Annotated in this window: 11 protein-coding genes; 6 read left to right on the forward strand and 5 right to left on the reverse strand. The window is 68.7% G+C overall.

The window, feature by feature from the left end; genetic code table 11:
• The first annotated feature begins 4 nt into the window (after positions 1–4).
• Entirely contained in the window at positions 5–1,285 is a 1,281-nt protein-coding gene (folP, locus tag AABM41_02410; protein MEK6191159.1) for a dihydropteroate synthase, read from the forward strand.
• Between the two features lie 4 nt (positions 1,286–1,289).
• On the opposite strand, the gene AABM41_02415 is transcribed toward folP, so the two are convergent.
• Genes AABM41_02415 through AABM41_02425 form a run of 3 tightly spaced genes read right to left on the reverse strand, consistent with a single transcriptional unit; the run spans position 1,290 to position 4,839 of the window.
• Positions 1,290–2,564, reverse strand: coding sequence for a trypsin-like peptidase domain-containing protein (locus AABM41_02415; GenBank protein ID MEK6191160.1), 1,275 nt, complete (start codon positions 2,562–2,564; stop codon positions 1,290–1,292).
• Between the two features lie 57 nt (positions 2,565–2,621).
• Positions 2,622–4,109: a HAMP domain-containing sensor histidine kinase gene (locus AABM41_02420; GenBank protein ID MEK6191161.1), complete on the reverse strand. Its 1,488-nt coding sequence runs from the start codon at positions 4,107–4,109 to the stop codon at positions 2,622–2,624.
• Positions 4,110–4,140: 31 nt separating this feature from the next.
• Positions 4,141–4,839, reverse strand: coding sequence for a response regulator transcription factor (locus tag AABM41_02425; GenBank protein MEK6191162.1), 699 nt, complete (start codon positions 4,837–4,839; stop codon positions 4,141–4,143).
• A 120-nt stretch (positions 4,840–4,959) separates the two neighbouring features.
• Between AABM41_02425 and AABM41_02430 the strand changes: the two genes are divergently transcribed.
• Positions 4,960–5,661, forward strand: coding sequence for a 50S ribosomal protein L25 (locus tag AABM41_02430; protein ID MEK6191163.1), 702 nt, complete (start codon positions 4,960–4,962; stop codon positions 5,659–5,661).
• A 1-nt stretch (position 5,662) separates the two neighbouring features.
• Here AABM41_02430 and AABM41_02435 read toward each other — a convergent pair whose 3' ends face one another.
• Together AABM41_02435 and AABM41_02440 are read right to left on the reverse strand one after the other, a co-directional pair.
• Positions 5,663–6,607, reverse strand: coding sequence for an ABC transporter permease (locus tag AABM41_02435; protein ID MEK6191164.1), 945 nt, complete (start codon positions 6,605–6,607; stop codon positions 5,663–5,665).
• Positions 6,600–7,568 (reverse strand): ABC transporter permease, encoded by a 969-nt coding sequence (locus tag AABM41_02440; protein ID MEK6191165.1) that lies wholly within the window; start codon positions 7,566–7,568, stop codon positions 6,600–6,602. Before AABM41_02440 ends, AABM41_02435 begins: the two co-directional genes overlap by 8 nt.
• 276 nt (positions 7,569–7,844) lie before the next feature.
• Between AABM41_02440 and AABM41_02445 the strand changes: the two genes are divergently transcribed.
• The 4 genes from AABM41_02445 (at position 7,845) to AABM41_02460 (ending at position 13,358) form a co-directional block, all read left to right on the forward strand.
• On the forward strand, positions 7,845–9,542 hold the full coding sequence (locus AABM41_02445; protein MEK6191166.1) for an amino acid permease: 1,698 nt from the start codon (positions 7,845–7,847) through the stop codon (positions 9,540–9,542).
• Positions 9,543–9,615: 73 nt separating this feature from the next.
• Positions 9,616–10,995 carry a glutamine synthetase family protein gene (locus tag AABM41_02450; protein ID MEK6191167.1) on the forward strand — a complete coding sequence of 460 codons (1,380 nt, stop codon included), beginning with the start codon at positions 9,616–9,618 and terminating at the stop codon, positions 10,993–10,995.
• An 8-nt stretch (positions 10,996–11,003) separates the two neighbouring features.
• Entirely contained in the window at positions 11,004–11,771 is a 768-nt protein-coding gene (locus AABM41_02455) for a glucose 1-dehydrogenase (GenBank protein ID MEK6191168.1), read from the forward strand.
• A 96-nt stretch (positions 11,772–11,867) separates the two neighbouring features.
• The gene (locus tag AABM41_02460) at positions 11,868–13,358 is read left to right on the forward strand and encodes an aldehyde dehydrogenase family protein (protein ID MEK6191169.1); all 1,491 of its coding nucleotides are present in this window, start codon (positions 11,868–11,870) and stop codon (positions 13,356–13,358) included.
• Positions 13,359–13,398 lie beyond the last annotated feature (40 nt).

Here is a 13,398-nt window from a genome sequence, read left to right on the forward strand (position 1 = left end):
CCATATGCCGTCACGACCACTCTCCCCGCTGCGCTGGGGCGAGCGCACCTACGTCATGGGGATCCTGAACGTGACCGCGGACTCGTTCTCCGGCGACGGCCTGGCGGTCGCGGGTCGGTCCGAGGCCGAGGTGGTCGCGGCGGCGGTCGAGCTGGCGCGAGGCTTCGTAGCCGCCGGGGCCGACATCCTGGACGTGGGGGGCGAGTCGTCGCGTCCCGCGGCGGTCTACGGGGAGCACCCCGCGATTGACGCGGACGCGGAGACGCGGCTCACGCTTCCGGTCGTCCAGGCCCTGGTCGCGGAATTCGGGGAGCAGGTCCTGGTAAGCATCGACACCGCCAAGGGCAGCGTGGCCCGCGCGGCCCTGTCAGCGGGCGCCGGCATGGTCAACGACGTGTGGGCCGCGCGCCGCGACCCGGGGACGGCGGTGGCGGCCGCCGAGGCGGGCGCGTACCTGGTGGTCATGCACAACAAGGACGTGGCCGAGTACCCCGACGGGGTCCTGCCCGAGGTCATCGACTGGCTCCGGTCCGCCGCCGAAGCGGCGGCCGGAATCGGGGTCCGGGCGGATCGGCTCCTGGTCGACCCGGGAATCGGGTTCGGCAAGACGCCTGACCACAGCCTGGAGGTCCTCCATCGGCTGGCGGAGCTGAAGGCAGCCCTCGGGCTGCCGCTGCTGATCGGGACCAGCCGGAAGCGCTTCATCGGCGAGATCCTGGGTGGTGCCCCGGCCGGCGACCGCTTGGAAGGGACGGCGGCCAGCGTCGTGCTGGCCATTGCCTCAGGCGCGGACGTGGTGCGCGTCCACGACGTGGCCCCCATCGCACGGGCCGTTCGGGTAGCGGACGCGATTGTGCGGCGGATCGACCTGGCGCCCGCCGACGCCTCGCGGCCGGCGGAGGCCGCGCCCGGGCGGGTGTCGATCCGTGCCATCCAGGCTCAGGGCCGGCACGGCGTCGGGGACGACGAGCGCTCCCGCCGGCAGCCGTTCGAGGTGGACGTGGCCGTCAGTGCCGACCTGTCCGCGGCGGCCGCCGGTGACCGCCTCGAGGACACCGTCGACTACGCAACCCTGCAGATCCTGGTCACGACGCGGGTCCGCGACGACAGCTTCCACCTCATGGAGTCCCTGGCCGCGAGCATCGGCCGGGCCATCCTGGACCGCTGGCCTGCTGTGACCGAGGTGGAGGTCGCGGTCCGGAAGCCAATGGCATCTCTGCCGGGCCCCTCTGGCGGGGCCGAGGTCCGTCTGCGGCTCCATCGGGCGCGCGAATCAGCGCGCTGATCGATCAGCGCTCGACCGGCAGGGTTCCCAGCGTCACCTCGATCTCGAGCGTCTCGCCGCCCCGCAGCACGGTCACAGCAACCACGTCACCCGGCCGGTAGGGCAGCAGGAGAGTGGCCAGGTCCCGACCCTCCTCCACACGCCGACCCCCGAGCAAGGTGATGATGTCGCCGGCCTGAAGTCCGGCCTGCTCGCCCGGGCTGCCGGGGAACACCGCCGGCGCCCCGTTGGGGCCGACGTCGACCAGGGCACCCTCCTCGACCGGCAGGCTGAGGTCAGTGGCGATCTGGCGCGTGATCATGGTGTAGTACACGCCCACCCATGGCCGGGCCATTTCCTGCCCGCTGAGGGCCAGGGCCATGATCGGCTTGGCGAAGTCGATCGGGATGGCGAAGCCGATGCCCTGGGCACTGGTCGCGACCGCAGTGTTGATCCCGATGACCTGGCCGAGGCTGTTGACCAGCGGCCCGCCCGAGTTGCCAGGGTTGATGGCGGCATCGGTCTGGATCAGGTGGTTGAGCTGCTCCGAGCTGGCACCGTCGCCGGCCACGATCTGGCGACCAAGCCCCGACACGACCCCGGTCGTGACCGTGTCACGGTAGGTGCCCAAGGGGTTGCCGATGGCGATCGCCAGCTGACCGATCTCGAGCGCCGCAGATGAGCCGATGGGCGCGGTCGGCAGCTCCCCGGCGTCGATCTTGATGATAGCCAGGTCGGTCAGGGTGTCGGACCCGATGAGGGTGGCCTCAAAGGTGCGCGAGTCGGCCAGGGTGACGGTCAGGCTGGCGGCGCCGGCAGCGACGTGCTTGTTGGTCAAGATCCAGCCATCGGGGTCGAAGATGAAGCCCGACCCGCTGCCGGTTCCGCCGGTGGTCTGAGTGGCCCTGATGGTCACGACGGCAGGCGCGACGCTGGCCACCGCGTTGGTGATGGCCGACGTTTCCTCTAGGGTGATCTGCGAGACGTTCTCGCCCGGGGGCAGAGTGGTCGTGCCGGGCGGCTGGACGCCCACCAGATTGACCACCGCCAGGCCGGAGAGCGATCCGGATACCAACCCGGCGGCCAGGGCGATGGCCACGAACCCGATCAGGCGCGGGCGCCGGGTGGGCTCTGGAGGCGGTGGTTCGGCAGGCAGGGATCGGCGGGTCGACCATGCCGGCGCCGACGACCAGCTGTCGGAGCGAGGTGGGATGGGAGTGGATTCCCCGCTGGCGCCGTAGCGGTCGGTCTCGACCGCGCGGGGCAGAGTTGGGTCGGCGTCAGGATCGGGTCCGGTCACGTTTGCAGTGTGGCGCTTCGACGATTACGCCCGCAGCCGTACGACGGTGAAGATTCTCTAATGAGCGGTGACCGAAGGGGGTTCGCTCGCCAGCTCGCCGGCGGCGGCGGCACCCTGGCGGGGCAGGACGACGCGGAACACGGCCCCCTCGCCCAGGACGCTGGTCACCTCGATGAACCCCCCATGCATCTCGACGATGGAGCGGGCGATGGCCAGCCCCAGACCACTCCCCGACGCCCGAGCCTCGCCGAGGTTGGTGCCGCGGTAGAAGCGTTCGAAAATGCGCGGCAGCTCCGCGGGCGGGATGCCGGGACCGGTGTCGCTGACCTCGATCAGCGCCGCGTCGGCCTGGTCCAGGATCTGGACCGCCACCGTTCCGCCGCGGGGCGTGAACTTGACGGCGTTGCCGACCAGGTTGTTCACCAGCTGGACGATCCGCTCGCGGTCGAATCGAATGGCGACCATGGTGGAGGGCGCGGCATAGGTCACGCCGATGCCCCGGCCCGCGGCCGCCTCGGCGCTGGCTTCAACGGCGGCCCGAATCGGCTCGCGCAGATCGCCGATCTTCACGTCCATCGGGAAGATACCCGCGTCGATGCGCGACAGGTCGAGCAGGTTGGCGCTCATCCATTCCAGCCGAGTGAGCTGCTCGCTGGACCGATCCAGGAACTCGTGTCGGGTCTCCTCGTCGACGCCCCCGTCGCGCTGGAGCTCGGTGTAGGTCCGCAGCGCCGCCAGCGGAGTGCGCAGCTCGTGGCTCACGTCGGCAACGAACTCACGCAGCCGGTCGCGGTCCGCCTCGAGGAGCTGCAGCGATTCGGTGAGCCGGTCGGCCATGAGATTGAACTGGTCGCCGAGCTGATCGATTTCCTCGACGCCGGCCGGCGGCACGCGTGCGTCGAGCTGCCCGTGGGCCAGCCGGCTCGAGAAGCTCCCCAGCCGGTCGAGGGGAATGGTCAGCCGGCGAGCGGCCCACACCCCGACCCCGAGCGACACCAGCAGGGCCAGCGCCCCGGCACCGACCAACGCGGCGCGGACCTGGGCCAGGGTCGCGTCCCGCGGGGTATAGGGCGCCGACACCACGACCTCCAGCTGCAACGTCCCGTCGGGGGCCAGCGGCTGTTCGGACAGTGGCAGCTCGACGGAGAACGCGAGTCGCGTCGACGGCGCCAGCGGGTCCGCGGCCAGGCCCTGGGACGTGGCGGCCTCGACGTCCTGGGGCTCAGCGAAGGCCGCCTCCGAGCCGTCGACCACGTTGAAGACCTCGACCGTGACCAGCAGGCCGTCGGCCGCCTCCTGGGCGGCGGGCTGGATGATGCGCGCCTCGCGCTGTTCGCGGTCGTTGAGGAACTCGCCCAGCCCGCTCGTCGCCGATCGGCTGACGGTGTCGATGATGAGCAGGGCCGTGGCCTGGGCCGAGGTCTCGGTGCTCGCCTTGCCCTGCTGCTCGAAGTAGCCGGGCAGGATCTGGTTAAGCGCCACGCCGCTGATGAGCAGCGCGATGAGGGCAGTCACCGCCAGGGCCACCGCCAGTCGGACGTCCAAGCGGCGGAGGAATCGGCGAATGGGCGTCGGCTCAGTCCTCGCCGAAGGCGTAGCCCACGCCCCTGACGGTTCGGATGTAGCGCGGCCGGTCGGGATCCGCCTCGATCTTGTCGCGGATGTGGCTGATGTGGACGTTGATCGTCCGCTCGTCCTGCTCGACCGCGGCGTCGTAGTCGCGGACCAGCTCCAGCAGCTGCGGGCGAGTGAACACGCGCCCCGGGCGCGCGGCGAGGTGGCGCAGCAGGTCGAACTCGGTGGTGGTGAGGCCTATCCGCTCCCCGTCCCGCGTCACACGTCTCCGCTCGAGGTCGATCACGAGGTCGCCGCGCCGCAGAGTGTCGGTGGCCTGGACGTCGGCCAGCTCCCCGTAGGCGCGGCGCAGGAGGGCCTTCACCCGGCTCGTCAGCTCGCGCAGGCTGAACGGCTTGACCAGGTAGTCATCGGCTCCGATCTCGAGGCCGACCACCTTGTCGACCTCGTCCGTCCGGGCGGTGAGGAACAGGATCGGAACCCGCGTCTCGCGCCGCAGCTGACGGCAGACCTCGAAACCGTCGATCCCGGGCAGGCGGACGTCGAGAAGGACGAGGTCGGGCGCGACCTCTCTGAAGCGGGCGACCGCTTCCTCCCCGGTGGGGATGACACTCACACCGTAGCCCTCGCGCTCCAGCACCACCTGGACCCCGTGGGCAACGGCCGGTTCGTCCTCGACGATCATGATGCTGGCGGCCACGGCCACCGATTCTAGACCGATGCCCGGCGTTCGCCGTTTCCCGGCCTCCGCCCGTTTGCCCGTCCATCGGTCCGCCTGTACCATCCGGCTTCCCACCTCGACCTGGAGAACGGCCGACCCATGACCCTGGACTTCACCGTCGACACCCGCAGCGTGCTTGGCAAGCAGACCAAGCGCCTCCGGCGCTCAGGCACGGTGCCCGGAGTGGTGTTCGGGAAAGGCGCCGAGTCGGTCCCGGTCCAGGTGGACGCTAAGCGCTTCGAGGCCCTGTACCACGCCGCGGGGCGGACGACCATCTTCCAGCTGACGGTGGCCGGGGCCGGAGTCAAGAGCGCCATCATCAAGTCCGTCCAGCGCCACCCGTTGAGCGGGCGCGCGGTGCACGTCGACTTCTTCCTTCCCGACCTCAACGTCGAGATGCAGGTCGATGTCCCGCTCGTCTTCATCGGGGAGGCGCCGGCCATCGAGGTCACCGGCGGCAGCCTGTTCACCGCGCTGGACCACATCAAGGTCCGCGCCCTGCCCGCCGACCTTCCACATGAGATCACGGTCGACGTGACGCCGCTCATCGACCTGGAGGCCGCCATCCATGTCAGCGACCTGCCGTTTGATGCCGAGCGGGTCACCGTCCTGAACGACCCGGACGAGCTGGTGGCCAAGGTCATGCCGCCGCGGGTCATCGAAGAGGAGCCCGTGGCCGAGGTCGAGGGCGAAGAGGGCGCCGAGGGCGAAGAGGGCGCCGAGGGCGAGGCCGGTGCGGAGGGTGGGGCCGAAGCTCGAGGCGAAGTGGACCGCGGCTCGGCTCCGGGCGGAGAGGGCTAGCTCACCGCCGCCGCGAGGCGCGCGGATCCAGGGCGTCGCGCATCCCGTCACCGAGCAAGGTGAAGCCGACCAGGGCCAGGCCCAGGGCCACCATCGGTGGAAACACGAGCCAGGGCGCAACCGTGAAATTGTCGATCCCCGCGTCCACCAGGCTGCCCCAGGATGCGCGCGGGATCTGCACCCCGAGGCCCAGGAACGACAGGGTAGATTCGGCCAGGATGGCCATCGGGATGCCGAGGCTGATGGCAATCGCGATAGGCCCGGCAGCCTGCGGGAGGATATGTCGGCGCACGATGCGTCCCTCGGGGACGCCGATGGCCCGCGCGGCTTCGACGTCCTCGCGCTGCTTGAGGGACAGGGTCTCAGCCCGGACCAGCCGGGCGGTGCCCACCCACGAGATCAGACCGATGGCCACGAACGTGGCCAGCAGCCCGTTCAGCACCCCGAACAAGGGGGTATCCACCACTGCGGCCGAGATCATGATGATGAACAGCAGGTCCGGGAATGTCCCGATGACATCGGTGAACCGCATGAGCCCCGTCTCGACCAGGCCGCCCCGCCACCCGGCGACCAGGCCGATGGGAACGCCGATGCCCAGCACGACGAGCTGGGCGACCAGCGCCACCGTGAGCGAGACCTGGGCCCCATCCACGGTTCGAGCCAGCAGGTCGCGACCGAGGGCGTCGGTCCCCAGTGGGTGCTGGGGCGACCCCGGCGGCATCGGACCGCCGTAGGCGAGGACCGCCTCGAGGTCCTGCTCGTAGTAGGTCCACGTCAGGAGCTGCGGGCCGACGACGGCGATCACGACCAATACCGTCACGATCCCGAGCCCCCCGACCCCGGCTGGCGCCCGCAACAGGCGCCGGAGCGCGTCGGCCCAGTAGCCGGGACTCGGCTCCGGGCGGACCTCGGCAGCCCGCTCGGCGATCGAGCCGGCATCAGCCACCGGTCGTCTCCAGCGGTCGCGCCAGACTGCCATCCCGGATTCGAGGGTCGATGAAGCCGTAGGCCACATCCACGACCGCGTTGGCGATGGCCACAACCAGGGCGTAGACGACGGTAATCGACATCAGGAGCGTGTAGTCGCGACCGCGAATGGCCCAGTAGTACAGGTTGCCCAGCCCGGGGATGTCGAACACGCGCTCCACCACGATCGAGCCGGTGACGAGCAGAGCCAGGACCGAGCCCGCGATGGTCACCACCGGAATGGCTGCGTTCCGCAGGAGGTGGAATCGGATGACCTGTTCCTCTCGCAGGCCCTTCGAATGGGCGGTGCGGACATAGTCCGCGTGAAGAACCTCGAGCACGCTCGCCTTCGTATGGCGTGCGATCTGCGCCATCGGAAGCCCCGCCAGGGCGATGGTCGGCAAGATCCATTCCACGCTCGTCGCCCATTCGGCGGGTCGGGGCAGGCCGCTGACTCCGCTGAAGTGCGGCGGCACGAACACCAGCTGCAAGAACGCAGCCAGGGCGAAGGCCGGCAGGGCCATGCCGAGCAGAGCCACCCCGGTTGCAACCAGGCCGATCGGGGTGCGTTGACGGAGGGCGGCCACGAGGCCCACCGGCAATCCCACCGCCAGGGCCAGCGCGAAGGCGAGGCCACATAGCACGAGCGAGGTCCCGATCGCCGGGAAGATGATTTCCGCGACCTCGTAGCGGGTAGTCGTGCTGCCGATGCCGAGGTCGCCCTGCAGCAGACGACCCAGCCAGGCGAGGTACTGGAGGGGCAACGGCTGGTCCAGGCCCAGCTCCTGGTTCAGCCGGGCGACGAGCTCTGGAGCGAGCTGTCGCCCCTCGCGGTTCCACGGGCTGCCGGGCGCGACGTGCATGATCGTGAACGCCACCATCGAGGCCCCCAGGACGACAGGGACCACCCAGAGCAGGCGACGAAGGGCATAGCCGAGCAGCTCAGGACCTCCTGCCTACTACTCCGGCCGATGGCGGCAGGTTCAGATCGCGGATCCTACGCGACGCCGCGTCCGGAAAGGCTGGTTTCGGTCCCCTGCCCGCGATATAGTCCCGAGCGGCACGCCGCGTCCGCGCTCGTCCAGCCCGCTCTCCGCTGGACCTCCGCTGCGCGGCTAGAAAGGAGCCGCCAACCGGCATCCCTTTCCCTGCATGCTCGCGTTCCCGCCGCCCAACGGCGCGGAGTTCGCCCACGGCTGAACATCAGCGAGGTACCGATGTCGCAAGAGCCCAATCGCGAGGACGTCATCCGCGAGGACGTCCGCGACCTCCATCGCCTGGGCTACGCCCAGGAGTTGTTCCGCACGATGGGCGGATTCAGCAACTTCGCCATCAGCTTTTCGATTATCTCGATCCTGACCGGCGCGGTCATCCTGTACGACTATGGCCTGGCCTGGGCCGGGACCGCCGCCAGCCTGATTGGTTGGCCACTCGTCACCGTCTTCGTTCTCGCGATCGCGGCCTCGATGGCCGAGGTCGCGTCGGCGTATCCCACCGCCGGCGGCCTGTATTACTGGGCGAGCAAGATGAAGGGCATCGGGTGGGGATGGTGGACCGCCTGGCTCAACCTGATCGGTCAATTCGCGATCGTGGCCGGCATCAATTTCGCGGCGGCGTTCTTCATCAACGCCACGATCATCGGTCCGCTTACCGGCGGGGCCTTCACGAACAGCACGCCGATCTTCGGCGACCCTGCTTCGGGTCCGTACTTCTCGGGCTGGCTGGCCACCATGGCGGCGCTGCTGGCCGTCGAGCTGGTACTGAACATCGCCGGCGTGAGAGTCGTGGCCCTCCTGAACAACATCAGTGTGTGGTGGCATATCGCGTTCGTGGTGGCCATCACCGGCGCCCTGTTTCTCCTCGGGACCCAGTCCACGACCGAAGATGCAGGGCTGACCCTGTTCGCCCTGCAGCCGGTGGACACGCTGAACTCGTGGGAGAACAGGATCCCACCCGGGAGCGACAACCCTTGGCTCCTGCTCACATACGGGCCTGCCGTGAGCTACCCCATCTTGATCGCCTTCGCCTTCAGCCTGCTCCAGGCCAACTGGACGTACACCGGGTACGACGCCTCGGCGCACGTGGCGGAGGAGACGGTTGGGGCGAGACGCGGCAGCGCGTGGGGCATCTTCATGTCCGTCGCGGTCTCGGCCGTGGCCGGCTACATCTTCCTGGTGGCCATTACGCTCCACCTCCCGGACCTCTTCCCGCTGTTCGGCCAGCTGGACGACATGGTGCAGGCCAGCCAGTACTACTTCGGAGACGGCGCGGCGGTCCTGTACACCCTGAATCAGAACCTCGACGCGGGGCTGGCTGCCATCCTGGGCGGCGGAATCGCCATCGCCATGGCGTTCTGTGGCCTGTCGTCGGTGGCATCCGCCGGCCGGATGCTGTTCGCGTTCAGCCGTGACGACGGGATTCCCGGCTCACGCTGGATGAAGAAGGTCTCCCACCGGTTCCGAACCCCGGCCAACGCCCTGATCGTGGTCGTGGTCGGCGCCTTCGTGTTGACCTTCCTGGCGTTCTGGGTGGGACGCAACATCGCCGTCGTCATCGTGACCGCCATCAGCACGATCTTCCTGTACGCCGCCTATGGCGTGCCCATCCTGCTTGGCTTGATCACCGACGGATGGAAGCAGGAGCGGGTCTGGAGCCTCGGCCGCTGGTCGAGGCCCGTCGCCTACATCTCGCTCGGATGGATTGTGGTCCTGATGGTGCTCTTCTCGTGGCCGACCGCGGGCAATATCAGCTGGCCGTTCATGCTGGCCGTTGTCCTGTTCCTCCTGGTCTACTACTTCGGCTGGGCCCGTCGGAACTTCAAGGGACCGAAGGTCATGGGTCGGGAGGAGGAGCTCACCGAGATCGAGCGTGAGTTCGAGGAGGCAGCCGAACAGCTCGGCACGGCAAGGACCTGACAATTACCTGACCCGATCCACGCTGCGGGCCGGCCGGGCGATCCGGCCGGCCCGATTTGCTACCGGAGGACGCATGGCCAAGACCGATAGCCACCCCAAGCGCGAGGAGCTGACGGCCGCCGTCCGCGACGGACGGATCGACACCCTGGTCGTGGCTCTGACCGACATGCAGGGCCGGCTGATGGGCAAGCGAGTCCAGGGCCAGGCGTTCCTGAACGGGGCCATCGATCACGGCGCCCATTTCTGCACCTACCTGCTGGGCACCGACATGGAGATGAACACGCCCGACGGGTTTGCGCTCATGAGCTGGGAGACCGGATACGGCGACTGGATCGCCGACCCGGTATGGGACACCTACCGCGTCGTGCCCTGGCTCGAGAAGACAGCCATCGTCCTGTCCGACACGGTCGACCATCATGGCCACGAAATCCCGATCTCCCCGCGCACGATCCTGAAGAAAGTCGTGGACCGCGCCGCTGGGCACGGGTTCCGGGTCATGGCCGGCTCCGAGTTCGAGTACTACCTGCTGACCGATACCTACGAGCAGGCGCACGCCAAGGGCTACGTCGGTCTCCAGCGCTTCGGCTATTACAACGAGGACTACCACCTCCTCCAGGCCACCAAGGGCGAGCCGATCCACGGGCGGCTCCGCAACCTGATGACCGAGGCCGGCATCCCGGTCGAATTCAGCAAAGGCGAGGCGGCACCCGGGCAGCACGAGGTCAACATCCACTACTGCGACGTGCTGGAGATGTCCGACAAGTCGGTGCTCTTCAAGCACGGAGCCAAGGAGATCGCCTGGCTGAACGGCTACGGGCTGACCTTCATGGCCAAGCCGGACCACACGTGGACCGGCTCCAGCGGCCACCTCCACCTGTCGTTATGGGACAAGACCGGCCGCAAGCCGCTCTTCCACGATCCCAAGGCGGAGTCCTACGGGATGTCGAAGACCATGCGCCACTTCCTGGGCGGGATGATGAAGTACGCCCGAGAGCTGGCCATCTTCTGGGCCTGGAACGTGAACTCCTACAAGCGCTACGCGGTGGCGTCCTGGGCCCCGGTCAATGTGGTCTGGGGACGCGACAACCGGACCACCGGCTTCCGGATCGTGGGCGACGAGGCGGGGCTCCACATCGAGGACCGCTTCCCGGGCGGGGACATGAACCCGTATCTCACCTACGCGGCCGTGGTCGGCGCCGGGCTGCTGGGAATCGAGCGCGAGATCGAGCCTCCGAAGGAGTACAAGGGCAACGGGTACGTGGCCACTGGCTGCGACCGGATGCCGCGCGCGCTCCACGAAGCAATCCGCGAGCTGGAGGCGAGCGAGGCGGCGGTGGACATCTTCGGAGCCGATGTCGTGGCCCACTACCTCAACGCGGCGCGGGTCGAGCAGGAGACCTACGACGCCGTCGTCCATCCCTGGGACCGCGAGCGATACCTGGAGCGAGGCTAGCTCCAGCCATGCGTCTCGAGGGCAAGGTCGCGATCATCACCGGGGCCGGCAGCGGGATGGGCCGCGTGGCGGCCCAGATGTTCGCGGCCGAGGGCGCGAAGGTGGTCGTGGCCGAATACGACGAGAAGGCTGGGGCCGAGACCATGGACCTGGTTCGGTCGGCCGGCGGCGAGGCCGCCTTCGTCCAGATTGACGTCTCCAAGGAGGCCGATGCGGCCGCCATGGTGGCGGCAGCCATGGATCGGTACGGCAAGGTCGACGTCCTGTACAACAACGCCGGGGTCATGCCCGAGCTCGATCACTCGGTGGTCGACACCGACGTTGCCACCTGGGACCAGGTGATGGCCATCAACGTGCGTGGCGTGTTCCTGGGCTGCAAGTACGCGATCCCGCATATGGCGGAGCAGGGGTCCGGATCGGTCATCAACATCAGCTCGTTCGTGGCCCTGCTGGGGTGCTCGGTCCCGCAGGATGCGTACACCGCCTCCAAGGGAGCGGTCCTGAGCCTGACTCGATCGTTGGCCGTTCAATTCGGGCCGCAGGGTGTGCGCTCCAATGCCATCTGCCCCGGACCAATCGAGACGCCCATGCTGATGGACTGGCTGGTGAAGGACGAGGCGGCCCGACAAACGCGGTTGGCGCGCAACCCGACCGGCCGCTTCGGCAAGCCGGAGGAGATCGTCAGCGTGGCCATCTACCTGGCGTCGGACGAGTCGCGCTGGACGAACGGCGCGCACTTCGTGATCGACGGCGGCATCAGCGTCAACTACTTCTAGGTACGCGCTGATCGTGTTCGCGCTGCACCGCGCGCCGGAGGAATCCCGAACCGCCATGAATGAGGGCCACGGCCACCCACCGTATACTCGGCTCCCATGACCACCCAGACCCAGGCTCCCGGCACTGCCGAGCCAATCCTGGGCACCGTTCAGATGATCATCGGCGGCGAGCGCGTGGACGCCGCCGACGGGCAGACGTTCGACGTCGCCAATCCGGCTACTGGTGAGCTCCTGGCCCGCGCCCCACTGGGCGGCGCGGAGGACGTCAACCGGGCCGTGGCCGCCGCCCAGAAGGCGCTCGACGATCCGAAGGGGTTCTCCTCGTGGTCGGCCGCCAAGCGCGGCCGCGCCCTTCAGAAGCTGAGCAACCTGGCCAAGGACCACCTCGAGGAGCTCGCTCAACTCGAAAGCAAGAACGTGGGCAAGCCCATCGCCGGCGCCCGGGGCGAGGCGCTCGCGGTGGGGCTCGTGTTCGAGTACTACGCCGGCGCCGCCAACAAGCACTTCGGGGAGACGATCCCGGTCAGCCAGCCGGGCCTCGACTTCACGCTTCGCGAGCCAATCGGAGTGGTGGGACTGATCGTGCCGTGGAACTTCCCCATGAACATGGCCAGCTGGAAGCTGGGACCTGCGCTGGCCACGGGCAACGCCTGCATCCTCAAGCCGGCCTCGTACACGCCGCTTACCGCCGTCCGGATCGCGGAGCTCGCGCTGGAAGCCGGCTTCCCGCCCGGTATCGTGAACGTGGTGACCGGCCCGGGCGGGACCGCCGGAGCCGCGATCGCGGCCCATCCGGGCATCGGCAAGGTGGCTTTCACCGGCGAGACGACCACCGGGCAGGAAATCCTGCGCCTGGCGGCCGGCAACGTGAAGAAGGTGAGCCTGGAGCTTGGCGGCAAGAGCCCCAACATCGTGTTCGCCGACGCGGATCTCGAGAAGTTCGCGCGCGAATCGCCGTACGCCGTGTTCGACAACGCCGGCCAGGACTGCTGCGCGCGGAGCCGGATCTTCGTGGAAGCATCGGTACACGATCGCGTGGTGGAGCTGTTCACGGAGGCCACCCGCAACCTGAAGATCGGCGACCCCGCGGACGAAAAGACCGAGATGGGCAGCCTGGTCAGCCAGCGTCAGCGGGAGCGGGTGGCGGATTACATCGCCATCGGTCGCGATGAGGGTGCGGAGCTGATCTACGGCGGCGAGCCGCCCAGCGACGACGCCTTCGACGATGGCGCGTACCTGATGCCGACCATCTTCGACGCCTGCCGGACCGACATGCGCATCGTGCGCGAGGAGATCTTCGGCCCCGTCGTGGCCGTCATCCCGTTCACCGATGAAGCGGAGGCGGTTCGCCTGGCCAACGACACCCCTTACGGCCTGTCAGGGTCGATCTGGAGCCGCGACCTCGCCAAGGCGATCCGGGTCGCCAAGGGCGTCCGGGCCGGCGTCCTGTCGGTGAACACCAACAGCAGCGTCCACATCGAGGCGCCGTTCGGCGGCTACAAGATGTCCGGCATGGGGCGCGAGCTGGGGATGCATGCGCTGGACATGTACACCGAGGTCAAGAACGTCTTCGTCGACCTGACCTGACCGATGCCGACGGAGGCGAAGACCGCCAAACCGCGCCCGC

This window comes from Chloroflexota bacterium (genome assembly GCA_038040195.1).
Classification (GTDB): Bacteria; Chloroflexota; Limnocylindria; order QHBO01; family QHBO01; genus DASTEQ01.